Consider the following 24,033-nt stretch of genomic DNA (forward strand, 5'->3'; position numbering starts at 1 on the left):
GCCGGGGCCAGCGTTGGCTCGCCGTGACGGGGGGGGCGGGCGGGGGGCGGGCAGCGGCGTGGCCTGCCCGAAGATCCGGAGGTTGCCGGCCAGCGGCCGGCACTACCCTGCTGGAAAGAGATTCCGGCCAACGGTAGGCAATACCCCTGCTGGAGAGAGATTCCGGCCAGCGGCCGGCACGACCCGGTCAGAAAATGACGTGACTCTGTCCGTTGGCTGCGCCCTGTGGGCCAAAGCGGCGCTCGTGGATCTGGCCGTGGCCGTCGGCGTCGATCAGCAGCACGGTGCTGGCGCGGGTGCCGTAGTCGTCGCCGCGGATGAAGGCGGGGCTCAGCCAGCGCTCGCGTTCCAGGCCGATGCCGGTGTCGGGCAGGTCGCTGTCGGCGGGGCGATGTTCGTCGGCCAGGGCGGCCCAGAGCGGGGTCAGGTCCGGGGTCAGATCCTTTTCGCTTTGCGAAAGGGATCTGACTCGGTCTTCCTGCAGCCAGGCTTCAAGGGCCGCCATCAGCCGCCGGGTCTTCGGCCAGGGCGCGTCCAGCGCACCGTTGGACATGCCATGCACGCCCGGGCCCAGGCGCTGCCGCTCGGCGGGGTGGTTGCCCAGGAACTCCAGGCTGTGGCCGTCGGCCAGCAACAGGTTGAACGGCGCATAGGCGCCGGCCACGGTTGCCAGTCGGTCGATATGCACGGCGGCCGGGTCGCGGCCGCGCAGGAAGTCGGCCACCAGCGCGCCCCGTGAAGGACCGGTCTGGGAGGCCAGCGGATCACGCACATTGGTGACCACCGCCATCCGGCCTGCGGCACCGACGCCCGCCCAGCCGCCGCCGGAGCGCAGGTCGCGCCCCCCGATGACGGAGGTCTCATCTTGCCAGGGGGCCAGCGCCGCCGTCGGGCGGGCGTGGAACTCATCACGGTTGCCGGTCATCACCAGCCGCCAGCGCGGGTGGTGCATCCAGCCAAGAGCGAGCAGGCACATGGCCTCATTGTGCACGGTTTGCGCAGTCTGGCGCCGCTTCCGGCCCGTTTTGGATGAATGCGCGGCCGATGTTTCACGCGCTGTCCACAGCCCTGAACTTCCGTTCAATCTCAAAAATTGAGACGGATCAGCAACTTGTGGATAAGCCTTGAACAATTCTCTAAAGGTTGTTGCAAGCCATTGATGTGGCTGGCGATTTCCCCGCTGAAAAGTTGTTGACAACCCTTCGGCCGCTGCTAAGGTGGGCATCAGAGGGAAATCCGGGTGTTTTGTGGGTTTTCGTGGTTCAATGTTTCACCGGGCGAAGGATAGGTGCACGCGTCGTGTTCCAGGGCGAGACGGCCATCACAGTTGACGATAAAGGGCGCATGGCGGTTCCCACCGCTTACCGCGACCTCGTCGCGCGCGCCAGCAACAACCGTCTCGTGCTGACCTACAACCCGTTCGAAGCCGGCTGCCTGTGGCTGTATGCAGAGTCGGAATGGGAGCGGGTCCGCGACGACGTGATGTCCAAGCCCAACACCCAGCGCGTCGTGCGCCTGTTGCAGCAGAAGCTGGTCGGCTCGGCCGCCCATCTTGAGCTGGACGGCAACGGTCGCATCAGCATCCCCGCCAGCCACCGCGGTGCGGTGGGCATTGAGAAGAAGGCGGTATTGCTCGGTATGGGCGACAAGTTCGAATTGTGGAGCGAGCAGGCGCATCGGGCCCTGATCCAGCAGACATTGTCTGACGAGGATCTGGGTGATGGGTTGCTCGACCTGAAGTTGTGAGCCGGGGTGCCCGGATGCGCCCAGAAGCGCAGGCCGGTCACCTTCCGGTGTCGCAGTCGCCGGCGGTGCACCTGCCGGTCCTGTACACCCAGGTCCTTGAAGGCCTGAGGGTGATCGAAAACGGACGTTATCTGGATGGCACGTTCGGTCGTGGCGGTCATGCACGTGGCGTGCTCACCCAGCTCGGTCCCGAGGGGCGCCTGCTGGTCATGGACAAGGATCCGGAAGCCATCGCCGTAGCCGAGCGCGATTTCGCGCCGGACCCGCGCGTGTCCATCTTCCGTGGCAGCTTCGCCCAGCTGCTGCAGTGGGATGCGACGGCTGAAGGCTTGGACGGCGTCCTGTTCGACCTGGGCGTGTCGTCGCCGCAGCTGGACGTGGCCGAACGTGGCTTCAGCTTCGGCAAGGACGGCCCGCTGGACATGCGCATGGATCCGGACAACGGTGAAAGCGCCGCACAATGGATCAACCGCGTTGAAGAGCGCGAGATTGCCGATGTGCTGTGGACCTACGGCGAAGAGCGCCAGAGCCGCCGTATCGCGCGCGCCATCGTGGCCCGCCGCGAGAAGCAGCCGTTCTCCCGTACAGCCGAACTGGCCGAGTTGATCGCCTCGGTGATGCCGCGCGGAAAAGACAAGATCCACCCGGCCACGCGCAGCTTCCAGGCCATCCGCATCCACATCAACCGCGAGCTGGCCGACCTGGAAGCCGGGCTTGATGCGGCCGTGGAACGGCTGAAGCCCGGCGGCCGCCTGGCGATCATCAGCTTCCACTCGCTGGAAGACCGCATCGTCAAGCAGTACATGAACCGCCTGGCCAAGGCGCCGCCGGCCAACCGCCGCCTGCCCGAGGCGGAGGTGTTCGTACCGACGCTGGATCTGATCGGCGGTGCCATCAAGGCCACCGACGAAGAACTGGCGGCCAACCCGCGTGCCCGCAGCGCCGTGCTGCGCGTGGCCCAGAAGCGGGAGGCTGATGCATGAGCCGGCTGCTGCTGATCATCCTGTTGGCCTCGACCGTGGCCTCGGCGATCGGCGTCGTGTTCGTGCGTCACCGTCACCGGCAGACGTTCATCGAGCTGTCGCGCGCTGAGCGCAAGCGCGATGACATCAATCTGGAATTCGGCCGCCTGCAGCTGGAACAGGCCACCCTGGCCGAAGCCAACCGTGTCGATCGCATCGCCCGCGAGAAGCTCGGCATGAAGTTCCCCGAGGCCGCCGACATCGTGGTGGTGCGCCCATGAGCAAGACCGGCCGCAACCGCCCCCGCAACGCCTTCAACCTGCGCCAGCGCCTGCGCTGGGTCGCGCTGGCGCTCGGCCTGTGCTCGGTGTCGCTGGTCGGTCGCGCCGCCTACGTGCAGATCATCAACAGCGACTTCTACCAGCGCCAGGGCGAGGCCCGCTACCTGCGCGAGCTGCCGATCAAAACCTCGCGCGGCATGATCACCGACCGCAACGGCGAGCCGCTGGCGGTGTCGACCCCGGTCGCTTCGATCTGGGTCAACCCGCAGGACCTGCTGCGTTCGCCTGAGCGCATCCCTGAGCTGGCCCAGGCGGTCGGCATGTCGGTGGATGAACTGAGCAGCCGCCTGTCGCAGAAGTCGGACAAGGAATTCATGTACCTGCGCCGCCGGATCAATCCGGACGAGGCAGAGAAGGTGGTCGCGCTGAAGATCCCGGGCGTGGCCGCGCAGCGCGAGTTCCGCCGCTTCTACCCGCAGGGTGAGGCGATGGCGCACGTGCTGGGCTTCACCAACATCGACGACCGCGGCCAGGAAGGCCTGGAGCTGGCGTTCGACGAATGGCTGCGCGGCAAGGCCGGTGCCAAGCGGGTGATCCGCAACCGCAAGGGCGAGACCGTCGAAAGCGATCTGCTGCGCGCCGCCGAACCGGGCAAGGACCTGACCCTCAGCATCGACCGCCGCATCCAGTACCTGGCGTTCAAGGAACTGCGCAACGCGCTGGTGGCCAACAAGGCGGCCGGCGGTTCGATGGTGATCATGGACGTGACCACCGGCGAGATCCTGGCCATGGTCAACCTGCCGACCTACAACCCGAATTCGCTGACCGGCGCGCTGCCCGATGCGCGCCGTAACCGTGCAGTGACCGACCTGGTCGAGCCGGGTTCGACGATGAAGCCGTTGACCATCGCCACCGCGCTGCAGGCCGGTGCGGTGACCAAGGACACCATCATCGATACCAACCCGGGTTACATGACCCTGGGCCGCTTCACCATCCGCGACGTGCCGCGCAACAACGGCGTGCTGAACGTGACCGGCGTGATCACCCGCAGTTCGAACGTGGGCGCGGCCAAGGTCGCGGCAAAGATGCCGGACCAGGTGTTCTACGACGGCGTGCGCCGCTTCGGCTACGGCTCGGTGCCGCACAGCGGTTTCCCGGGTGAATCCGGCGGCGTCGTGCTGCGCCCGGCGCGCTGGTCAGGCACCACCAAGACCACCATGTCCTACGGCTACGGCCTGAACGTCACCCCTCTGCAGATCGCTACTGCCTATTCGGCGTTGGCCAATGGTGGCAAGTTGATCGCGCCGACCTTCGTCAAGGGCCAGCGCAACGAAGGCCAGCAGATCATCGACGAGAACGTCGCCAAGCAGGTGGTGGCGATGATGGAAACAGTGGTCACCCAGGGCGGCGCCAAGCAGGCGGCGGTGCTGGGTTACCGCGTGGCCGGCAAGACCGGTACCGCGCGCAAGGCCGGCCCGGGTGGTTACGAGCGTGGCCATTACAACGCGCTGTTCGCCGGCGTGGTGCCGGCCACCAATCCGCGCTTCGCGACCGTCATCGTCATCAACGACCCGCAGGCCGGCAAGTTCTACGGCGGCTTGGTGTCGGCGCCGGTCTACCACAACGTGATGGAAGGCACCCTGCGCCTGATGGACGTGCCGCTGGACGACCTGCAGTCGTGGCTGGCCGCACAGCAGTCCGGCAAGGTCGGTCACTCGGCCTCGATCCTGCCCGCGCCGCCGGCCGAGGCCGCGCTGCCGGTGGATGCCGCCGCTGAATTCGACGCTGCGCTGCCCAGCGCGCAAGCCCAGACGCCGCCCGCTACGGGAGGCACGCAATGAGTCCTTCGATGTTGCTTTCGCAGTTGCTTCCGGATGTGGCCCTGGCGGGCCACGATCCCGTTCTGACCGGCCTGGTGCTGGACAGCCGCGCCGTGCGCCCCGGCAATGCCTTCGTCGCCATCGCCGGTTTCGGCGCGCATGGCCTGGGCTTTGTCGAGCAGGCCCGTGCGGCCGGCGCTGGCGCCATCCTGTTCGAACCGCCGGCACCGGTCGAACTGCCGGCACCGGACGATGCGATCGCTGTGCCGGGCCTGCGCGCGCGCATGGGTGCGATGGCCGACCAGTTCCATGGCGCGCCGTCGCGGGCGATGGCGATGGTGGGCGTGACCGGCACCAACGGCAAGACCTCCACCGTGCAGCTGCTGGCCCAGGCCTGGCACCTGCTCGGAACGCCCAGTGGCAGTATCGGCACGTTGGGCGCCGGACTTTATGGTTCGGTTGAGCCGACCGGTTTCACTACGCCGCTGGTGCTGCAGATGCATGCGCTGCTGGCGCAGCTGCGTGATGCCGGTGCGCGCGCGGTGGCGATGGAAGTCAGCTCGCACGCGCTGGACCAGGGCCGCGTGGATGCGGTGCACTACGACGTGGCGGTGTTTACCAATCTCACCCGCGACCATCTGGACTACCACGGCGACATGGCCAGCTACGGCGCGGCCAAGGCACGGCTGTTCCATCGCCCGGGACTGAAGGCCGCGGTGATCAATCTTGACGACGCGTTCGGTCGCCAGCTGTTCGCCGGCCTCCCGGCGGGCGTGCAACCGATCGGCCTGAGCTCGCGCGGTGCCACCGATGCCAGCGTGCGCGCCGAGGCGCTGCAGCTGGACGGCCGTGGCATTGCCTTCGAACTGGTCATCGACGGCCAGCGCGCGGCGGTGCAGTCGCCGCTGCTGGGCCGCTTCAACGTGGACAACCTGCTGGCCGTGGCCGGCACCCTGCACGCGCAGGGTCAGCCGCTGCCGCGCATTGCCGAGGTGTTGTCGGCGCTGCAGCCGATCCGTGGCCGCATGAACCGCCTGGGCGGCGAAGACGGCCTGCCGACCGTGGTGGTCGATTACGCGCATACCCCGGACGCACTGGAACAGGCGCTGGACAGCCTGCACGGCCACCTGCAGGGCACGCTGTTCTGCGTGTTCGGCTGCGGTGGCGAGCGTGATACCGGCAAGCGCCCGCAGATGGCCGCGATCGCCGAGCGCTTGGCCAACCAGGTCATCGTCACCGACGACAATCCGCGTGGCGAAGATGGCGACGTGATCGTAGCCGACATCCTGGCCGGCTTCACCGATGCCTCCGCCGTGACCGTGCAGCGCAGCCGCGCGCGTGCGATCGGCCTGGCGGTGAAGCGTGCCGGTGCCGGCGACATCATCCTGATCGCTGGCAAGGGCCACGAGCCGTACCAGGAAGTGAATGGCGTGCGCCATGACTTCGACGACACCGAAGTGGCCGCCGCTGCGTTGGCCGCCAAGGCCGGTGTGCTCAGCGCGCAGGCCGGGGAGGGCATCGCATGAAGCGCACTCTGCTTTCGCTGATCGCACACTGGGCCGGCGGCGAGATCCACGGCGACGACGTGGCCATCGATGCGGTCAGCAATGACACCCGCAGCCTCGGCCCGGGCAGCCTGTATGTGGCGCTGCGCGGCGAGCGTTTCGATGGCCATGACTTTGCCGCCGACGCGCAGGCGCGCGGTGCCAGCGCGCTGCTGGTCGAGCGCCTGCTGCCGATCGAACTGCCGCAGGTGCTGGTGGCCGACAGCGAACTGGCGCTGGCGAAGATCGCCACCGGCATGCAGCGTGACCGTGATACCGAGGTGTTCGCGATCACCGGCAGCAACGGCAAGACCAGTGTGAAGAGCCTGCTGCTGTCGATCCTGCAGCAGGTGGCCCGTCATGCGCACAAGGTGGTCTACGCCAACCCGGGCAACCGCAACAACGAGATCGGCCTGCCGCTGGCAGTGATCGATGCTCCCGAAGATGCCGACTACGCTGTCTACGAGATGGGCGCGGGCAAGCCGGGTGACATCGCCTACCTGACCGACATCGCCCGCCCGCGCTATGCGCTGGTCAACAACATCGCCCCGGCGCACCTGGAACGCATGGGCAGCCTGCTCGGCGTGGCAGTGACCAAGGGCGCGATCTATGCCGCGCTGCCGGCCGATGGCGTGGCGGTGATCAACGTCGACGATGCCTACGGCCGCTGGTTCGAACAGCACTTCGTCGGCACCCCGCCGCGCAGCCGTGTGTTGCGCTATGGCCTGGAGCACACCGCGGACATCACCGCGCGCGACATCCGCGCCGGCGCGCAGGGCAGCCAGTTCACCCTGGTCGCACCGGGCGGCGAAGCCCGCGTGGTGCTGGGCCTGCCGGGTCGCCACAACGTCAGCAATGCGCTGGCCGCTGCCAGCCTGGCGCTGGCGGCTGGTGTCGATCTGGCGCTGATTGCCGCCGGCCTGGCCGAAGCGCAGCCGGTGCCGGGTCGCCAGATCGCCCATCAGCTGCGCAATGGCGCGGTGCTGGTGGATGACAGCTACAACGCCAACCCGGGTTCGCTGGCTGCGGCCATCGATGCCCTGGCCGCCGCGCCGGAAGAGGGCTGGCTGGTGCTGGGCGACATGCGCGAGCTGGGTCCGGACGCCGAAGCGCTGCACGCGCAGGCAGGGCTCCGCGCGCGCGCTGCTGGCCTCAAGCGCCTGTATGCGCTGGGCCCGCTCAGCGCCGCTGCCGCCACCGCCTTCGGTGAAGGCGGCCGTCATTTCGCCACCCATGACGCGCTGTCGCAGGCGCTGAAGGACGAGCTGCACGCCGGCGTGCGCTGCCTGGTCAAGGGTTCCCGTGGCAGCGCCATGGACACGATTGTCAAAGCGCTGCTGGCGCAAGGAGAGGAATCCCCGCATGTTGTATGAACTGGCTCGATGGTTGCAGCAGTTGGAGAGCCTGTTCGGGCTGTTCAACTACCAGACGTTCCGCGCCATCCTTGCCGCGTTGACGGCCCTGTTCCTGTCGCTGTGGCTCGGCCCGGCGATGATCCGCAAGCTTGCCCAGTTCAAGGGCGGCCAGCCGATCCGCAAGGACGGTCCGCAGACCCATTTCTCCAAGGCCGGTACGCCGACCATGGGCGGTTCGCTGATCCTGCTCACCATCACCCTGTCGGTGCTGATGTGGGCCGACCTGCGCAACCGCTACGTGTGGCTGGTGCTGGCGGTGATGCTGTGCTTCGGCGCCATCGGCTGGTATGACGACTGGATCAAGATCGTCCGCCGCGACCCGAACGGCCTGAAGTCGCGCTGGAAGTACCTGCTGCAGTCGATCTTCGGCCTGGCCGCGGGCCTGTTCCTGTTCTACACGGCCGACGTGCCGGCAGCGCTGACCTTCTACATCCCGATGTTCAAGTCGATCGCGCTGCCGCTGGCCGGCATCGGATTCGTGGCCATCGCCTACTTCTGGATCGTCGGCTTCTCCAACGCGGTGAACCTGACCGACGGCCTGGACGGCCTGGCGATCATGCCGACCGTGCTGGTGGCCTGCGCACTGGGCGTGTTCGCCTACGCCTCGGGCAACGTGGTGTTTGCCAACTACCTGCAGATCCCGCAGATCCCGGGCGCCGGCGAGCTGGTCATCATCTGCGCGGCCATCGCCGGTGCGGGCCTGGGGTTCCTGTGGTTCAACACCTATCCGGCCATGGTGTTCATGGGCGACATCGGCGCGCTGGCGCTGGGTGCGGTGCTGGGTACGATCGCAGTGATCACCCGCCAGGAGCTGGTGCTGGTGATCATGGGCGGCGTGTTCGTCATCGAAACGCTGTCGGTGATGATCCAGGTCGCCTCGTTCAAGCTGACCGGCAAGCGCGTGTTCCGCATGGCGCCGATCCACCACCACTTCGAACTGAAGGGCTGGCCGGAGCCGCGCGTGATCGTGCGCTTCTGGATCATCTCCGTCGTGCTCGTGCTGATCGGCCTGGCCACGTTGAAGGTGCGCTGAGATGAACGACCTGTCCCGCCAGGCAACACGCCTTGAGGCCATCGAAGGCAGCTACGACAAGTGGCTGCTGGGCGCGATCATCGCGCTCACGGGCATCGGCGTGGTGATGGTGGCGTCCAGCTCGATCGCTCTGATGAGCAGCCCGTTCTACTACCTCAACCGCCACCTGATCTTCCTGGCGGTGGGTATCGTGCTGGCGGTCGTTGCCGCCCGCACTGAACTGAAGTCCATCGAGCAGTACAACCAGATGCTGCTGCTGGGCTGCTTCGTGCTGCTGCTGGCGGTGTTCGCACCGGGCCTGGGCAGCACGGTCAACGGCGCACGCCGCTGGATCAATCTGGGCATCTCCAAGTTCCAGACGGTGGAAGCGGTGAAGGTGCTCTATATCGTCTGGCTGTCCAGCTACCTGGTGCGCTTCCGCGACGAGGTCAACGCGACCTGGCCGGCGATGCTCAAGCCACTGGGCGTGGCCGGTGCGCTGGTGCTGTTGCTGCTGCTGCAGCCGGACTTCGGTTCCTCGACCCTGCTGCTGGCGATCACCGCCGGCATGCTGGTGCTGGGCGGTGTGAACATGCCGCGCATGTCGATGCCGGTGATCATCGGCCTGGTCGGCATGAGCGCGCTGGCGATCATCGAGCCGTACCGCATGCGCCGCATCACCTCCTTCCTCGACCCGTGGGCCGACCAGCAGGGCGACGGCTACCAGCTGTCCAACGCGCTGATGGCCGTGGGCCGCGGCGAGTGGACCGGCGTCGGCCTGGGCAACTCGGTGCAGAAGCTGTACTACCTGCCGGAAGCACATACCGACTTCATCTTCTCGGTCACCGCGGAGGAGTTCGGCTTCCTCGGCACCTGCGTGATCGTGGCCCTGTACGCGCTGCTGGTCGGCCGCACGTTCTGGCTGGGCATGCGCTGCGTGGAAATGAAGCGCCACTTCTCCGGCTACATCGCCTTCGGCATCGGCCTGTGGATCAGCATGCAGACCTTCGTCTCGATCGGCGTGAACCTGGGCATCCTGCCGACCAAGGGCCTGACCCTGCCGCTGATCTCCTCCGGCGGTTCGTCGGTGCTGATGACCTGCGTGGCGATGGGCCTGCTGTTGCGCGTCTCCTATGAACTCAAGCGCGCCGAGCGTCGCCAGGCCGTGCGCATCGGCGGTGGCGACGAGGCCGTGGCCGATGCACCCGTGGACGCGCCGGCCGCACCGGCTGCGGTCAGCGTGCCGATGAGCGCCGAGCCGACGGCTGCCGCTGCAGCGAACGCCGCACGCGGTACCAGCCGCCTGCAGTCGCGCATCGAACCGACCTTTGGGAGGCTGTCATGAGCGCAGCCACCGATAACGTGCGCCCGGTGATGATCCTGGCCGGTGGAACCGGCGGTCACATCTTCCCCGGTCTGGCCGTGGCCCGCGTGCTGCGCGCCCGCGGCGTACCGGTCACCTGGATGGGCGCCGATGGTGCGATGGAAACCCGCCTGGTGCCGCAGCACGACATTCCGATCGACACGCTGGCCATCACCGGCCTGCGCGGCAAAGGCAAGCTGGCCCTGCTGGGCGCGCCGTGGCGGCTGATGCGCGCGCTGCGCGCGGCCGGCATGATCATCCGCAAGCGCCAGCCGCGTGCGGTGGTCGCCTTCGGTGGTTTCGCGTCCGGCCCGGGGGGCATGGCCACACGCCTGCATGGCCTGCCGCTGCTGGTGCACGAACAGAATCGCGCTCCCGGCATGACCAACCGCATCCTGTCGCGCTATGCGCGCCGGCTGCTGACCGGCTTCCCGGGCACCTTCGCCAAGGGCGAGGAGTTCGTCGGCAACCCGGTACGTGCGGAGATCGCCGCCATCGCACCACCGGAACAACGCTTCGCCGACCGTCATGGCCCGCTGCGCGTGCTGGTGGTGGGCGGCAGCCAGGGCGCGCGCGCACTCAACACCGGCGTGCCGCAGGCGATCGCCGCACTGGGTACCGGGGTTCCGGTGCAGGTGCGCCACCAGAGCGGCGAGAAGATGCATGCCGAAGCGGTCGAGGCGTATGCCAAGGCCGGCGTGCAGGCAGAAATCACGCCGTTCATCGCCGACATGGCCGAGGCCTTTGCCTGGGCGGACCTGGTGGTGTGTCGCGCGGGCGCCTCGACATTGGCCGAGCTGTGTGCGGTGGGTGTCGGCAGCGTGCTGGTGCCTTTCCCCGCTGCCGTCGACGATCACCAGACCCGCAATGCGGAGTACCTGGTCGAGCGCGGCGCGGCGGTTTTGCTGAAGCAGGACGGAACGCTGGCCGACGGCATTGCCGCACTGCTGCGCGATCTGTCCGAAAATCCCGCCCGCCGCATGCAGATGGCGCAAGCCGCGCGTGCCCTGGCCAAGGTCGATGCCGCCGAGCGCATCGCCGATATCATTCTTGAGGAAGCTGTATGAAGAAGGCATGCCACCGCGCCTGCCCTGCGCGAGGCCGCGCATGATCCGTCGCCTGCACGACACCAACGACCTCGTGCGCGCGTTCCCGCGCGTGCATTTCGTCGGCATCGGCGGCACCGGCATGAGCGGTATCGCCGAAGTGATGCTGACGCTGGGCTATGAGGTGTCCGGCTCGGACAATGCCGACAACGTGGCGACCCGTCGCCTGGCCAGCCTGGGTGCGCGCATCATGCGCGGTCACTCCGCAGCCAACGTGCTGGGCACCGACTGCGTGGTGGTCTCCAGCGCCATCCGCGAAGACAACCCGGAACTGATGGAAGCGCGCAGCCAGCGCATTCCGATCATGCCGCGTGCGGCGATGCTGGCCGAGCTGATGCGCTTCCGCCGCGGCATCGCGGTGGCCGGTACCCATGGCAAGACCACCACCACCAGCCTCACCGCTGCGGTGCTGAGCGAAGGTGGCCTGGACCCGACGTTCGTGATCGGTGGCCAGCTGCTGGCTGCCGGTGCCAACGCCAAGCTGGGCGGTGGGCAGTGGCTGGTGGCCGAGGCCGACGAAAGCGATGGCAGCTTCCTGCGCCTGAACCCGCTGATGTCGATCATCACCAACATTGACGCCGATCACCTGGAGAACTACGGCAACGACTTTGCCCGCGTGCAGGCGGCGTTCGCCGAGTTCCTGCAGCGCCTGCCGTTCTACGGCCTGGCGGTGCTGTGCATCGACGATCCAGAAGTCGCGGCTCTGGCTGCCAAGACCCCGCGCCACGTGATGAGCTACGGCATGAGCCCGCAGGCCGACGTGCGCGCCGAGAACGTGGTGCAGGAAGGCTCGCGCATGCGCTTCACCCTGCGCCTGCCGCAGGGCACCAGCCAGGAAGTGGTGCTGGCGCTGCCGGGCAAGCACAACGTACTCAACGCGCTGGCCGCCGCTGCGGTGGGCTGGCAGCTGGGCGTGGCACCGGACGCGATCGCGCGCGCACTGGAAGGCTTCGCCGGTGTCGGCCGTCGCTTCAACGATCTGGGCGAAGTGACCACCGCCAGCGGCGCCAAGGTCCGCATCATCGACGACTACGGTCATCACCCGAGCGAGCTGGAAGCGGTGTTCGCCGCCGCCCGTGGTGGCTGGGCCGACAAGCGACTGGTGGTGGCCTTCCAGCCGCACCGCTACAGCCGTACCCGCGACCAGTTCGACAAGTTCGCCGCGGTGCTGTCCAGCGTCGATGCACTGGTGCTGAGCGAGGTCTACCCGGCCGGCGAGGAACCGATTGCCGGTGCCGATTCGCATGCGTTGGCCCGCGCCATCCGTGCGCGTGGCCGCAGCGAGCCGGTGGTGGTGGGCAAGGCCGCCGAGCTGGCCAGCGTGCTGCCGGACGTGCTGCAGGACGGTGACCTGCTGCTGATGATGGGTGCCGGCGACATCGGTGCCGTGGCCACCCATATCGCGGTGGAAGGCTTCAAGGGGGAGGGCGAGGCGTGAGCGCGCTGACCTTCCCGCCGCTGCGCGTGACCGACCCGGCCGTGTTCGGCCGCGTCGCCGTGCTGCTCGGCGGCAGCTCCAGCGAACGCGAGGTGTCGCTGGACTCCGGCCGCAACGTACTGGAAGCGCTGCAGTCGCGCGGCGTCGATGCGTTCGCGGTGGATGGCATTCCGGCGCTGGCCAAGGCGCTCGCCGCCGGTGGCATCGATCGCGTGTTCAACATCCTGCATGGCCACAACGGTGGCGGTGAGGACGGCATCGTGCAGGGCCTGATGGATGCCTTCGGCGTGCCGTACACCGGCTCGAACGTGCTGGGCTCGGCGCTGAGCATGGACAAGATCCGCACCAAGCAGGTGTGGCTGTCGCTGGGCCTGCCCACCCCGCAGTACCGCAAGGTCACTGCCGAGGACGTGCACGCCAATGCCGCCGAACTCGGCCTGCCGGTGGTGGTGAAGCCGGCCAACGAAGGCTCCAGCGTGGGTATCAGCCGGGTCACCGATGACGCCGGCCTCGATGAAGCCGTGGCGCTCGCCGCGCGCTACGACGGCCAGCTGCTGATGGAACAGATGGTGGTGGGCGACGAACTGACCGTGGCCATCCTCGGCGATGTCGCGCTGCCGTCGATCCGAATCGTGCCCAAGGGCCAGTGGTACGACTACAACGCCAAGTACATCGCCGAGGACACCCAGTACCTGTGCCCAGGCCTGGACGGTGACGACGAAGAGGAAATCCGCCGCATCGCGCTGGCCGCGTTCCGTGCCGCTGGCTGCCGTGGCTGGGGCCGCGTGGACGTGATGCGCGATCGCAGCAGCGGCCGCTTCTTCCTGCTGGAAGTGAACACCGCGCCGGGCATGACCAGCCATTCGCTGGTGCCCAAGGCCGCAGGCCAGGCCGGCATCAGCTTCGAAGAGCTGGTGTGGCGCGTGCTGGAACAGACCCTGGAGGCCTCGCACGCATGAACGCGGTGCTGCGCATCTTCGTCTGGCTGTTGGCGCTGTCGGTGGTTGCACTGCCGGTGGTGGCCGTGGTCAATGGCTGGGTCGGCGCCGAGCGCTGGCCGCTGGCGAAGCTGCGCGTGCATGGTGAGTTCAAGCGGGTGCCGGCCGAGCAGTTGCAGCAGGTGCTGCTGCCGTACGCGCACGCGGGCTTCTTCGCGGTCAAGCTGCAGGACGCGCAGGACGCACTGGAGCAGCTGCCGTGGGTGGAAAGCGCGCAGGTGCGCAAGCAGTGGCCGGACGTGCTGGAAGTGACCCTGGTCGAGCACAAGCCGTTCGCGCGCTGGGGCAACGACCGCCTGGTTTCCGAGCAGGGCAAGCTGTTCCCCACGCCGAAGAAGCTGGCCGATCTGGCGCTGCCCGAACTGGACGGCCCCGACAGCCAGACCGAAGAAGTGATGAAGCTGTACAGCGACTCGCGTGCATTGTTCGCACCGGCCGGCGTCGACGTGCGCCGGGTGACGATGGATGCGCGCGGCAGCTGGTCGCTGGTGCTGAGCAACGGTACCGAAGTGGTGGTCGGCCGCGACGACGCGCGCTCGCGCATGCAGCGCTTCGTCAAGGTGCTGCCGCAGCTCAACCGTCAGGACGCGCCGATCGAGCGCGCCGATCTCCGTTACACCAATGGTTTCACGCTGAGCTGGGGTACCCCGGCCACGCCGGCGAAAACGCCGGCGACCCCAGCCAGCAGGACGCAGGAAAGGACATGAATCGCAAGGGTGACAAATCGCTGATCGTTGGCCTGGACATCGGCACCTCCAAGGTGGTGGCGCTGGTGGGCGAGTATTCGCCGGGCAATCCGATCGAAGTGATCGGCATCGGCTCGCACGAGTCGCGCGGGCTCAAGCGTGGCGTGGTGGTGGACATCGAATCGACCGTGCAGTCGATTCAGCGCGCGGTGGAAGAAGCCGAGCTGATGGCCGGCTGCGAGATCCGCTCGGTGTATGCCTCGATTTCCGGCAACCACGTGCAGTGCAAGAATTCGCCCGGCATCGTGCCGATCCGCGACGGCGAAGTGACCTGGGGCGACCTGGATCGCGTGCTCGATGCGGCCAAGGCCGTGGCGATTCCGGCCGACCAGAAGATCCTGCACGCGATCCCGCGCGAGTACGTCCTGGACGATTCGCAGGAAGGCATCCGCAACCCGGTCGGCATGACCGGCGTGCGCCTGGAAGTGCATGCCCACCTGGTGGTGTGCGCGCAGTCGGCTGCGGCCAACATCAGCAAATGCGTCCAGCGCTGCGGCCTGCAGGTGGACGACCTGGTGCTGTCCTCGCTGGCCTCCAGCGTGGCGGTGCTGACCGCTGACGAGCGCGAGCTGGGCGTGGTGCTGGTCGACATGGGCGCCGGCACCACCGATATCGCGGTGTTCGTGCAGGGCGCGATCTGCCACACGGCTTCGCTGCCGATCGCCGGCGACCACGTCACCAATGACATCGCGCACATGCTGCGCACGCCGACCCCGGAGGCCGAGCAGATCAAGGTGCGCTATGCCTGCGCCCTGGCCCAGCTGGCCACCGCCGAGGAAAGCATCCAGGTGCCGTCGGTGGGCGACCGCCCGCCGCGCCGCATGCCGCGCCATTCGCTGGCGCAGGCCGTGCAGGGCCGCTACGAGGAAATCTTCGAGATGGTGCAGGCCGAACTGCGCCGCTCCGGCTTCGAGGAACTGGTACGCGCCGGCATGGTGCTGACCGGTGGCGCTTCGAAGATGGAAGGCGTGGTCGAACTGGCCGAGGAAATGCTGCAGATGCCGGTTCGCGTGGGCATCCCGCAGCACGTCACCGGCCTGGGCGAAGTGGTGGGCAACCCGGTGCATGCCACCGGCGTGGGCCTGCTGCTGATGGGCAGCCAGATCGAGCACCCGCGGCGGCCGTCGCTGCCGACCGGGCGCGCTGGAAGCATGTTCAAGAAACTCAAGACCTGGTTCCGCGGCGAGTTCTGACGCGGAACCCGTAACACCGGGCATCGCCCGGGCGCAGCACCCGCAGTACCCGTAGCACAACGCAACACCGGCAACACACAACCCACACAGCCGCAACGCCGGCATGCAGCAGGACGGCAGGACGCCCGAATGCCCATGCCAGCCAAAGCGGATACAACGAGGACACGGACATGGCGCATTTTGAACTGATCGAAAAGATGGCACCCAATGCGGTGATCAAGGTGGTTGGCGTGGGCGGCGGCGGCGGCAATGCCGTGGCGCACATGGTCAACTCGGCGGTGGACGGCGTGGAATTCATCACCGCCAACACCGACTCGCAGGCCATCAAGAATTGCGGTGCCAAGCTGCAGCTGCAGCTGGGTACCAACGTGACCAAGGGCCTGGGCGCAGGCGCGAACCCGGAAGTCGGCCGCCAGGCCGCGCTGGAAGACCGTGAGCGCATCATGGACGCCCTGCAGGGTGCGGACATGGTGTTCATCACCGCCGGCATGGGCGGTGGTACCGGCACCGGCGCTGCGCCGGTGGTGGCACAGCTGGCCAAGGAAATGGGCATCCTGACCGTGGCCGTGGTCACCAAGCCGTTCCCGTTCGAAGGCCGTCGCCGCATGCAGGTGGCGCTGAAGGGCATCGAGGAACTGAGCCAGCACTGCGACTCGCTGATCACCATCCCGAACGAGAAGCTGATCACCGTGCTGGGTCGCAACGCGACCATGATCCAGGCCTTCCGTGCCGCCAACGACGTGCTGCAGGGCGCCGTGCAGGGCATCGCCGACCTGATCGTGCGTCCGGGCCTGATCAACGTCGACTTCGCCGACGTGCGCACCGTCATGTCCGAAATGGGCCTGGCGATGATGGGTACCGGCACCGCCCGTGGTGATGACCGCGCCCAGGCCGCCGCCGAAGCCGCGATCCAGAACCCGCTGCTGGACGATGTGAACCTGGCCGGTGCCAACGGCATCCTGGTCAACATCACCGCCGGCGCCGACTTCACCATGGCCGAGTTCGACGAGATCGGCCGCACCATCGATGGCTTCGCTTCCGAGGACGCCACCGTGGTGGTCGGTACCGTGCTGGATCCGGACATGCAGGACGAAGTGCGCGTGACCGTGGTCGCTACCGGCCTGAACCGCGTGTCGGCCAGCAAGACCCAGCGTCCGGGCGAGCGTGCGCCGATCAAGCTGGTCCGCAATGCCACCACCGGCCAGCCGGAATTCGGTGACTTCGACAACGGCGGCGACGCCGTGTCCAAGGCCGTGGGCGGCATGGGTCTGGGCCTGCGTCGCGCCAGCAGCGATACCGCGGCAGCCTCCGCTCCCTCGGCCCCGGCCGCTTCGGCCCCGGCGGCGGCGGAACTGCCGAACGATTACCTGGACATCCCGGCGTTCCTGCGCCGCCAGGCGGACTAAGCGGGGCGCCCGGGGCTTGTCCTCCCCGGGTTGCGCCACCATGTCCTGAAAACGCGGGCGCCGGGCCAGGATGGGTCCGGCTGCCCTGCTTCACGCGCGTCCCCGCGGCGTGCCGGTGCGTCCTGCCGGCAGCCTTCACTGGCGTTTCAGCCAGGGTAGGGGAGGGCGCGTGTTAATCTAATGTGTCACTTCCGGCCCATCCCCCATGATCCAGCAACGCACCCTCAAGAACACGATCCGCGCCACCGGCGTTGGCCTGCACAGCGGTGACAAGGTCTACATGACCCTGCGCCCGGCACCGGTCAACCATGGGATCGTGTTCCGTCGCGTGGACCTGGACCCGGTGGTGGAAGTGCCGGCCAAGGCCGAACTGGTCACCGAAGTGACCCTGTGCACCGGCCTGACCTGCAACGACGCCAAGATCCAGACCGTCGAACACCTGATGTCGGCGCTGGCCGGCCTGGGTGTGGACAACATCATCGTCGAACTGTCCTCGGCCGAGCTGCCGATCATGGACGGTTCGGCCGGCCCGTTCGTGTTCCTGCTGCAGTCGGCAGGCATCGTGGAACAGGACGCGCCCAAGCGCTTCATCCGCGTGCTGAAGACCGTGGAAGTGACCGAGGGCGACAAGGTGGCCCGCTTCAGCCCGTACGAGGGCTACAAGCTGGGCTTCACCATCCAGTTCGATCACCCGATGATCCCGGCCAAGCAGTCACGCCAGGAAATCGAGTTCTCGACGCTGGCCTACACCAAGGAAATCTCCCGCGCGCGCACCTTCGGTTTCATGCGCGACCTGGAATACATGCGCGAGCGCAACCTGGGCCTGGGCGGTTCGATGGACAACGCCATCGTGCTGGACGAGTTCCGCGTGCTCAACGAAGACGGCCTGCGCTACGCCGACGAATTCGTGCGCCACAAGATCCTCGACGCGATCGGCGACCTCTATCTGGCCGGTGGCCAGGTGCTGGGTGCCTACGAAGGCTTCAAGTCCGGTCATGCCCTCAACAACAAGCTGGTGCGGGCGCTGATGGCCGACGCCACCGCCTGGGAATGGGTCAGCTTCGACTCGCCGGCCACCCCGGACCCGGTGGAATATGCCACTCCGGCCTACGCCTGATTCCTGTAGATCGTTGAATTGAAAGACAAAAGCGCCGCCGTCCAGGGCGGCGTTGTCGTTTCAGGCGTGTCCGGCGCATTCAGCATGCTTGACGCGCGTCAAGGCCGGTTCGAGGTCACGGTTTTGTGAACCTGTTGGATCAGAAGCCTGAATTTAACGTAGTTTTAACAACAATCTAACGACAGGCCCCCGGATGGCAGCTAGGATGCGACCCGGCCCCCGAAATGTTTCACGCCGTGGTGACACGCGCGACGGGGAGCGGAGCCGGATGCTCCGTTGTCGTCAGGACCGCTTCTTCGGCTTCGAAGGAACGTCCTGCAGGCAAGCCAAGGCGTCGCGTAGCCCTTTGTGCGTGGCGGCTGAAACTGCGTGGGGTCCATTCCGGTTGTCGAGCGCTGGGGAGCGCGTGGGAGTGGGAGACGCAGTCTTGATGGTCACCCTGGTGGCCTTCAGCCCGATGGAACGGGCCGCGTCGAGCAACTGGGCTTCGGCAAGCCGCAACTTGGCATGCCAGACCGGGGACTCGACGAGAAAAACGAGGTGTTCCCCGTCCACATTGGCCAGCCGGCAACGGCTGCGCAGAGGTGGCGGCAACTGGGGGCGCAACTGACGGTCCAGCGCGTCGAGCCACAAGGCACGCCGCAGCGGGTTCCCGCTTTTGTCCGCCATCACCGCATCCAGCGCCGGCTTCGGCACTGACGCGGGGCGAACGCTGGATTTCGGCTCAGACATGAAAACTCACTGATGGCATTCAAAAAGATCGTAATCAAAACGCGTGAAGGACAGGCCAAAGCGTCGCCGATCGCGCGTTTGCGGTTCTATTTCGAGGACCGCCCCCGCGCCCTGCTGGGCAGCGTGCTCGGGGTAGGCTGCATTATCGGCCTTGCCGGCGGCATTGGCGCCAGCGCGCTGAATGATTCCCGCCTGCAGGCCAAGGTCGAGCGCCAGGATGCAGAGCTGGCCAAGGTCAAGCGCGATGCGCAGACCCAGGTCAACGCGCTGGCGGCCCGCCTCGGCGAGCTGCAGGCCCAGGCCACCCGCCTCAACGCCCTCGGCGAACGGCTGACCCAGATGGGCAAGCTGGAAGACGGCGAGTTCGACTTCAACGAGACCCCCGGTCTCGGTGACGGCGACGCCGGCGGCCCGACCAGCGACATCCCGGTCAAGGACGTCAACGCCGACTTACAGGTGCTGGAGCAGCGCTTCGCTGCTTCAGGCCGCCAGTTGTCGGTGATGGAATCGCTGATGTTCGACCACCAGCTGCAGCAGAACGCCGTGCCCTCGCGCATGCCGATCCGCAACAGCTACGTGACCTCCGGTTTCGGCACCCGTGCCGACCCGTTCGGCCGCGGTGCCGCCACCCACAAGGGCATGGACTTCCACGCCAGGGTCGGTGACCCGGTGATGGCCGTGGCCGAAGGCGTGGTCAGCTTCTCCGGCGTGAAGGGCGGCTACGGCAACGTCGTCGACGTCGACCACGGTAACGGCTACGTCACCCGCTACGCGCACAATTCGCGCCTGGTGGTGAAGGTCGGCGACCTGGTCCGTGCCGGGCAGGAAGTGGCCAAGGCCGGTTCCACCGGTCGTTCGACCGGCGCCCACGTGCACTTCGAGGTGTGGGAGAACGGCAACGTGGTCAACCCGCGCAAGTTCCTCGGCGACGGCGGCAACACGCCGGTCGGCCGCGTCAGCCGCGGCTGATGCCCCATTGAGGTGCCGGCTGCCGTCGGCACTACCGCCCCCGGAGTACGGGGGCAGCGCCGTAGGCGCGGGGGTGTGGAAGCGAGGTAAGTGGGGCTCACGGTTCGCGCAGCGAAGCGTGGGGGCGCCAGCGCGCATGCGCTGACGCGTACCCGGCCAGCGGCCGGCACTACCGGGAGTGTTCGGATGCCATTGCCGCCAAAGGGTTGAAACCCCTTGCGGCCGTCCCAAGCTACAATGGGTGTTGCCATCGACAGGGCGCCAGGCGCCCTGTTTCGTTTGCGGCGGACGGATCCCAAGGGGGAGGCCGGGCGTCGTGTCCATCCAACCCGGTTCCTTCAATGATCAACAGCCTGCTTACCCGCGTATTTGGCAGTCGTAACGAACGACAGCTGCGCCAGCTCAACCGCATCGTCGCCAAGATCAATGCGCTGGAGCCGGAGATCGAGAAGCTTTCCGACGAGCAGCTTCAGGCCAAGACGCCGGAGTTCAAGCAGCGCATCGCCGACGGTGAAGCCCTGGACAAGGTGCTGCCGGAAGCGTTCGCGGTCTGCCGCGAAGCCGGTCGCCGCGTGCTGGGCATGCGCCACTACGACGTGCAGCTGATCGGCGGCATGGTGCTTCACCTGGGCAAGATCGCAGAAATGCGCACCGGTGAAGGCAAGACCCTGGTGGCGACCCTGCCGGTGTACCTCAACGCGCTGGAAGGCAAGGGCGTGCACGTGGTCACCGTGAACGACTACCTGGCGCGCCGCGACGCCGCGCAGATGGGCAAGCTGTACAACTGGCTGGGCCTGAGCGTGGGCGTGGTGTACCCGGGCATGCCGCACAGCGACAAGCGCGAAGCCTATGCCTCGGACATCACCTACGGCACCAACAACGAATTCGGCTTCGACTACCTGCGCGACAACATGGCGCTGTCCAAGGCCGACCGCTACCAGCGCGGCCTGCACTACGCCATCGTCGACGAAGTCGACTCCATCCTGATCGACGAAGCGCGTACCCCGCTGATCATCTCCGGCCCGGCCGACGACTCCCCGGAGCTGTACATCCGCGTCAACCGTGTCGTGCCGAACCTGGTCAAGCAGGAAGCGGAAGACGGCGAAGGCGACTTCTGGGTCGACGAGAAGGGCAAGCAGGTGCACCTGTCCGAAGCGGGCATGGAGCACGCCGAGCAGCTGCTGGTCGAGGCCGGCATCCTCGACGGCGAGACCGAAGGCCTGTACGCGCCGCAGAACCTGACCGTGGTCCACCACCTGAACGCCGCGCTGCGCGCGCACGCGATCTACCAGCGTGACGTGGATTACATCGTGCGCGATGGCGAAGTGGTCATCGTCGATGAGTTCACTGGCCGCACCCTGTCCGGCCGCCGCTGGTCCGATGGCCTGCACCAGGCGGTGGAAGCGAAGGAAGGCGTGCCGGTCCAGCGCGAGAACCAGACGCTGGCGAGCATCACCTTCCAGAACCTGTTCCGCATGTACAAGAAGCTGTCCGGCATGACCGGTACGGCCGATACCGAAGCCTTCGAGTTCCAGAGCATCTACGGCCTGGAAGTGGTGGTGATCCCGACCAACCGCCCGACCATCCGCAAGGACAGCCCGGACCAGGTGTTCCTGAACCGCAAGGGCAAGTTCAATGCGGTGCTGGCCGACATCGAAGAGTGCGCCAAGCGTGGCCAGCCGGTGCTGGTGGGTACCACCTCGATCGAAACCTCGGAAATGCTGTCCGAGCACCTGCGCAAGGCCGGCGTGAAGCACGAAGTGCTCAACGCCAAGCAGCATGACCGCGAAGCGACCATTGTCGCCAATGCCGGTCGTCCGGCCGCGGTCACCATCGCCACCAACATGGCCGGTCGTGGTACCGACATCGTGCTGGGCGGTTCGCTGGAAGCGGAAATCCACGAGCTGGGCGAAGGCGCGACCGACGAACAGAAGGCCGCGGTCAAGGCCGATTGGCAGAAGCGCCACGAGGCCGTCAAGGCTGCCGGCGGCCTGCACATCGTCGGTACCGAGCGCCATGAATCGCGCCGTATCGACAACCAGCTGCGCGGCCGTTCGGGCCGCCAGGGTGACCCGGGTTCGTCCCGCTTCTACCTGTCGCTGGAAGACAACCTGATGCGCATCTTCGCCTCCGACTGGGTGCAGAAGGCCATGCGCATGATGGGCATGAAGGAAGACGACGTCATCGAGGACCGCCTGGTCAGCCGCCAGATCGAGAAGGCGCAGCGCAAGGTCGAGGCCCACAACTTCGACATCCGCAAGAACCTGCTGGACTTCGACGACGTCAACAACGACCAGCGCAAGGTGATCTACGCACAGCGCGATGAACTGCTGGACGCCGAGTCGGTGAAGGACAACGTCGACGGCATCCGCGACGACGTGATCTTCGACGTGGTGGCCCGCTTCGTGCCGCCGAACTCGATCGACGAGCAGTGGGACCTGCGTGGCCTGGAAGCGACCCTGGAGTCGGACTTCGGCCTGCAGATGTCGCTGACCGACCTGGTCAAGTCGCACGAAGAGCTGGACGCCGAAGCCATCGCTGCCAAGGTGCAGGAGCGCGTCAACCAGCACTTCGCCGAGAAGGAAGCCGGTGTCGGTGAGGAAACCATGCGCGCGCTGGAGAAGCACGTGATGCTGACCGTGCTGGACCAGAGCTGGAAGGAGCACCTGGCGCGCATGGACTACCTGCGCCAGGGCATCTACCTGCGTGGTTACGCGCAGAAGCAGCCGAAGCAGGAATACAAGAAGGAAGCCTTCGAGCTGTTCTCGGACATGCTGGAGAACGTCAAGCGCGAAGTGGTGACCCTGCTGTCGCGCGTGCGCATCCGCAGCGACGAGGAAGTGCAGGCGCTGGAAGCGGCCGAACGCCAGCAGGCCGAAGCGCGCCTGAGCCAGTCGCAGTTCCAGCACCAGGACGTGGGCGGCTACAGCGCCGACGAGGAAGCCGCGCAGGTGCAGGCTGCCCAGCAGGGCATTGCACAGGCGCAGCGCGATGAGCCGAAGATCGGCCGCAACGATCCATGCCCGTGCGGCAGTGGCAAGAAGTACAAGCACTGCCACGGCCAGCTGAGCTGACCCCGAAGAGCCCCGCGAAAGCGGGGCTCTTTTTTCATGGCGGCTGTTTCGCGGGGCTGATCCGGCCCGATCCGAGATTGCGCGGGCCGCCCTGTTCTGGGCATGCTTCCCCCATGGCTCCCCCCACCCGATCGATCCACGTCGTGGCCGCCGTCATCACCGACGCCCGTGGCCGCGTGCTGCTCAACCGTCGTACCGAGAACCGCGACATGGCCGGCCTGTGGGAGTTCCCCGGCGGCAAGCGCGAATCCGGCGAGACCTCCGAGCAGGCGTTGGTTCGCGAGCTGCGCGAGGAACTGGGCATCGAAGCCGATGTCGGCGAATGGCTGATGGATGTGCCGCAGCGCTACCCGGACAAGTACCTGACCCTGGAAGTGCGCCACGTGCGCAGCTGGAAGGGGACGCCACGTGGCCGCGAGGGCCAGGCCATTACCTGGGTGGCGCCGGACAAACTGGGTCGCTATTCGATGCCACCGGCCGATCTGCCGGTGGTGGCCGCGCTGCGCCAACCCGACAGCTACCTGATCACCCCGGCGCCGGCCGATGACGCCGACGGCGTGCAGCACTGGCATGAGCAGCTGCAGCGTGTGGTGGCGGCGGGCCAGCAGCGCATCCAGCTGCGGTTGCCGACGGCACATCCGCAGCGCCAGGCGATGGTCGAACAGGCCGTGCGCACGCATCGTCGCAGCGGGGTGCAGTGGCTGCTCAACCGCGATATCGAACGCGCGCGCGTACTGGGCGTTGGGGTGCACCTGGGCAGCGAGCAGCTGCTGGAGTTGTCGCAGCGTCCGCTGCCCGAAGGCCAGCTGGTGGCCGCGTCCTGCCATGACCTGCAGCAGCTGCAGGCCGCACAGCGGTTGGGCTGCGACTTCGCCGTGCTGGGCCCGGTGCAGGCCACGGCCAGTCATCCCGATGCCGTGCCGCTGGGCTGGAACGCGTTCGCCGAGCTGCGCGCGCAGGTGTCACTGCCAATCTACGCCCTGGGCGGCATGGGCCGCGGTCACATCGCCGAAGCGCGTCGCCATGGTGGGCAGGGCATCGCCGCCATCCGCGCGCTGTGGCTGGAGTAAGGCTGCTTCGCTCGCCGGGCATGGCCCGGCGCTACCGTGTG

Annotated in this window: 19 protein-coding genes and 1 pseudogene; 18 read left to right on the plus strand and 2 right to left on the minus strand. The window is 67.2% G+C overall.

The genetic code is table 11. From position 1 onward, the window contains the following. Positions 1 to 187: 187 nt before the first annotated feature. Positions 188 to 976, minus strand: coding sequence for an NRDE family protein (locus V3B48_RS17670; protein ID WP_125895339.1), 789 nt, complete (start codon positions 974 to 976; stop codon positions 188 to 190). A gap of 323 nt (positions 977 to 1,299) precedes the next feature. Here V3B48_RS17670 and mraZ point away from each other — a divergent pair, with 323 nt between their 5' ends. The 15 genes and pseudogenes from mraZ to lpxC all read left to right on the plus strand — a co-directional run bounded on the left by mraZ (position 1,300) and on the right by lpxC (position 18,147). After that, positions 1,300 to 1,746 carry a division/cell wall cluster transcriptional repressor MraZ gene (mraZ, locus tag V3B48_RS17675; protein ID WP_004143635.1) on the plus strand — a complete coding sequence of 149 codons (447 nt, stop codon included), beginning with the start codon at positions 1,300 to 1,302 and terminating at the stop codon, positions 1,744 to 1,746. A 14-nt stretch (positions 1,747 to 1,760) separates the two neighbouring features. Beyond that, positions 1,761 to 2,729, plus strand: a complete 969-nt coding sequence (rsmH, locus tag V3B48_RS17680; protein WP_049425020.1) for a 16S rRNA (cytosine(1402)-N(4))-methyltransferase RsmH — start codon at positions 1,761 to 1,763, stop codon at positions 2,727 to 2,729. After that, positions 2,726 to 2,989, plus strand: coding sequence for a cell division protein FtsL (gene ftsL / locus V3B48_RS17685; protein WP_005412242.1), 264 nt, complete (start codon positions 2,726 to 2,728; stop codon positions 2,987 to 2,989). Before rsmH ends, ftsL begins: the two co-directional genes overlap by 4 nt. Then, positions 2,986 to 4,830: a penicillin-binding protein 2 gene (locus V3B48_RS17690; RefSeq protein WP_121504875.1), complete on the plus strand. Its 1,845-nt coding sequence runs from the start codon at positions 2,986 to 2,988 to the stop codon at positions 4,828 to 4,830. Before ftsL ends, V3B48_RS17690 begins: the two co-directional genes overlap by 4 nt. Beyond that, positions 4,827 to 6,335, plus strand: coding sequence for a UDP-N-acetylmuramoyl-L-alanyl-D-glutamate--2,6-diaminopimelate ligase (locus tag V3B48_RS17695; protein WP_049425024.1), 1,509 nt, complete (start codon positions 4,827 to 4,829; stop codon positions 6,333 to 6,335). The genes V3B48_RS17690 and V3B48_RS17695 overlap by 4 nt, the downstream gene beginning before the upstream one ends. Then, positions 6,332 to 7,726, plus strand: a complete 1,395-nt coding sequence (gene murF / locus V3B48_RS17700) for a UDP-N-acetylmuramoyl-tripeptide--D-alanyl-D-alanine ligase (protein ID WP_121504876.1) — start codon at positions 6,332 to 6,334, stop codon at positions 7,724 to 7,726. Before V3B48_RS17695 ends, murF begins: the two co-directional genes overlap by 4 nt. After that, positions 7,716 to 8,801 carry a phospho-N-acetylmuramoyl-pentapeptide-transferase gene (gene mraY / locus V3B48_RS17705; RefSeq protein WP_010481929.1) on the plus strand — a complete coding sequence of 362 codons (1,086 nt, stop codon included), beginning with the start codon at positions 7,716 to 7,718 and terminating at the stop codon, positions 8,799 to 8,801. Before murF ends, mraY begins: the two co-directional genes overlap by 11 nt. Before the next feature lies 1 nt (position 8,802). Further along, entirely contained in the window at positions 8,803 to 10,125 is a 1,323-nt protein-coding gene (gene ftsW, locus V3B48_RS17710) for a putative lipid II flippase FtsW (RefSeq protein WP_121504877.1), read from the plus strand. Continuing rightward, positions 10,122 to 11,210: an undecaprenyldiphospho-muramoylpentapeptide beta-N-acetylglucosaminyltransferase gene (gene murG, locus V3B48_RS17715; protein WP_032128030.1), complete on the plus strand. Its 1,089-nt coding sequence runs from the start codon at positions 10,122 to 10,124 to the stop codon at positions 11,208 to 11,210. Before ftsW ends, murG begins: the two co-directional genes overlap by 4 nt. Before the next feature lie 40 nt (positions 11,211 to 11,250). Beyond that, positions 11,251 to 12,687 (plus strand): UDP-N-acetylmuramate--L-alanine ligase, encoded by a 1,437-nt coding sequence (murC, locus tag V3B48_RS17720; protein WP_012510048.1) that lies wholly within the window; start codon positions 11,251 to 11,253, stop codon positions 12,685 to 12,687. Next, positions 12,684 to 13,646 (plus strand): D-alanine--D-alanine ligase, encoded by a 963-nt coding sequence (locus V3B48_RS17725; protein ID WP_329894155.1) that lies wholly within the window; start codon positions 12,684 to 12,686, stop codon positions 13,644 to 13,646. Before murC ends, V3B48_RS17725 begins: the two co-directional genes overlap by 4 nt. Then, positions 13,643 to 14,317: pseudogene (locus V3B48_RS17730) on the plus strand (cell division protein FtsQ/DivIB); the annotation flags it as partial. The gene V3B48_RS17725 and the pseudogene V3B48_RS17730, both read left to right, overlap by 4 nt. Before the next feature lie 71 nt (positions 14,318 to 14,388). Then, on the plus strand, positions 14,389 to 15,624 hold the full coding sequence (gene ftsA, locus V3B48_RS17735; protein ID WP_005408083.1) for a cell division protein FtsA: 1,236 nt from the start codon (positions 14,389 to 14,391) through the stop codon (positions 15,622 to 15,624). A 170-nt stretch (positions 15,625 to 15,794) separates the two neighbouring features. Next, positions 15,795 to 17,030: a cell division protein FtsZ gene (gene ftsZ / locus V3B48_RS17740; RefSeq protein WP_043397963.1), complete on the plus strand. Its 1,236-nt coding sequence runs from the start codon at positions 15,795 to 15,797 to the stop codon at positions 17,028 to 17,030. 205 nt (positions 17,031 to 17,235) lie between these two features. Continuing rightward, positions 17,236 to 18,147 (plus strand): UDP-3-O-acyl-N-acetylglucosamine deacetylase, encoded by a 912-nt coding sequence (gene lpxC / locus V3B48_RS17745; protein ID WP_005408085.1) that lies wholly within the window; start codon positions 17,236 to 17,238, stop codon positions 18,145 to 18,147. 282 nt (positions 18,148 to 18,429) lie between these two features. On the opposite strand, the gene V3B48_RS17750 is transcribed toward lpxC, so the two are convergent. After that, positions 18,430 to 18,879, minus strand: coding sequence for a DUF721 domain-containing protein (locus V3B48_RS17750; RefSeq protein WP_005408086.1), 450 nt, complete (start codon positions 18,877 to 18,879; stop codon positions 18,430 to 18,432). Between the two features lie 12 nt (positions 18,880 to 18,891). Between V3B48_RS17750 and V3B48_RS17755 the strand changes: the two genes are divergently transcribed. The 3 genes from V3B48_RS17755 (at position 18,892) to V3B48_RS17765 (ending at position 23,992) form a co-directional block, all read left to right on the plus strand. Then, a complete protein-coding gene (locus tag V3B48_RS17755; protein ID WP_107432410.1) occupies positions 18,892 to 19,848 on the plus strand; it encodes a M23 family metallopeptidase in 957 nt (318 codons plus the stop codon). A 341-nt stretch (positions 19,849 to 20,189) separates the two neighbouring features. Further along, positions 20,190 to 22,922, plus strand: coding sequence for a preprotein translocase subunit SecA (secA, locus tag V3B48_RS17760; protein WP_032129708.1), 2,733 nt, complete (start codon positions 20,190 to 20,192; stop codon positions 22,920 to 22,922). Positions 22,923 to 23,035: 113 nt separating this feature from the next. Beyond that, the gene (locus V3B48_RS17765) at positions 23,036 to 23,992 is read left to right on the plus strand and encodes a Nudix family hydrolase (protein ID WP_329894156.1); all 957 of its coding nucleotides are present in this window, start codon (positions 23,036 to 23,038) and stop codon (positions 23,990 to 23,992) included. Positions 23,993 to 24,033 lie beyond the last annotated feature (41 nt).

Source organism: Stenotrophomonas sp. SMYL20 (assembly GCF_036320045.1).
Classification (GTDB): domain Bacteria; phylum Pseudomonadota; class Gammaproteobacteria; order Xanthomonadales; family Xanthomonadaceae; genus Stenotrophomonas; species Stenotrophomonas maltophilia_A.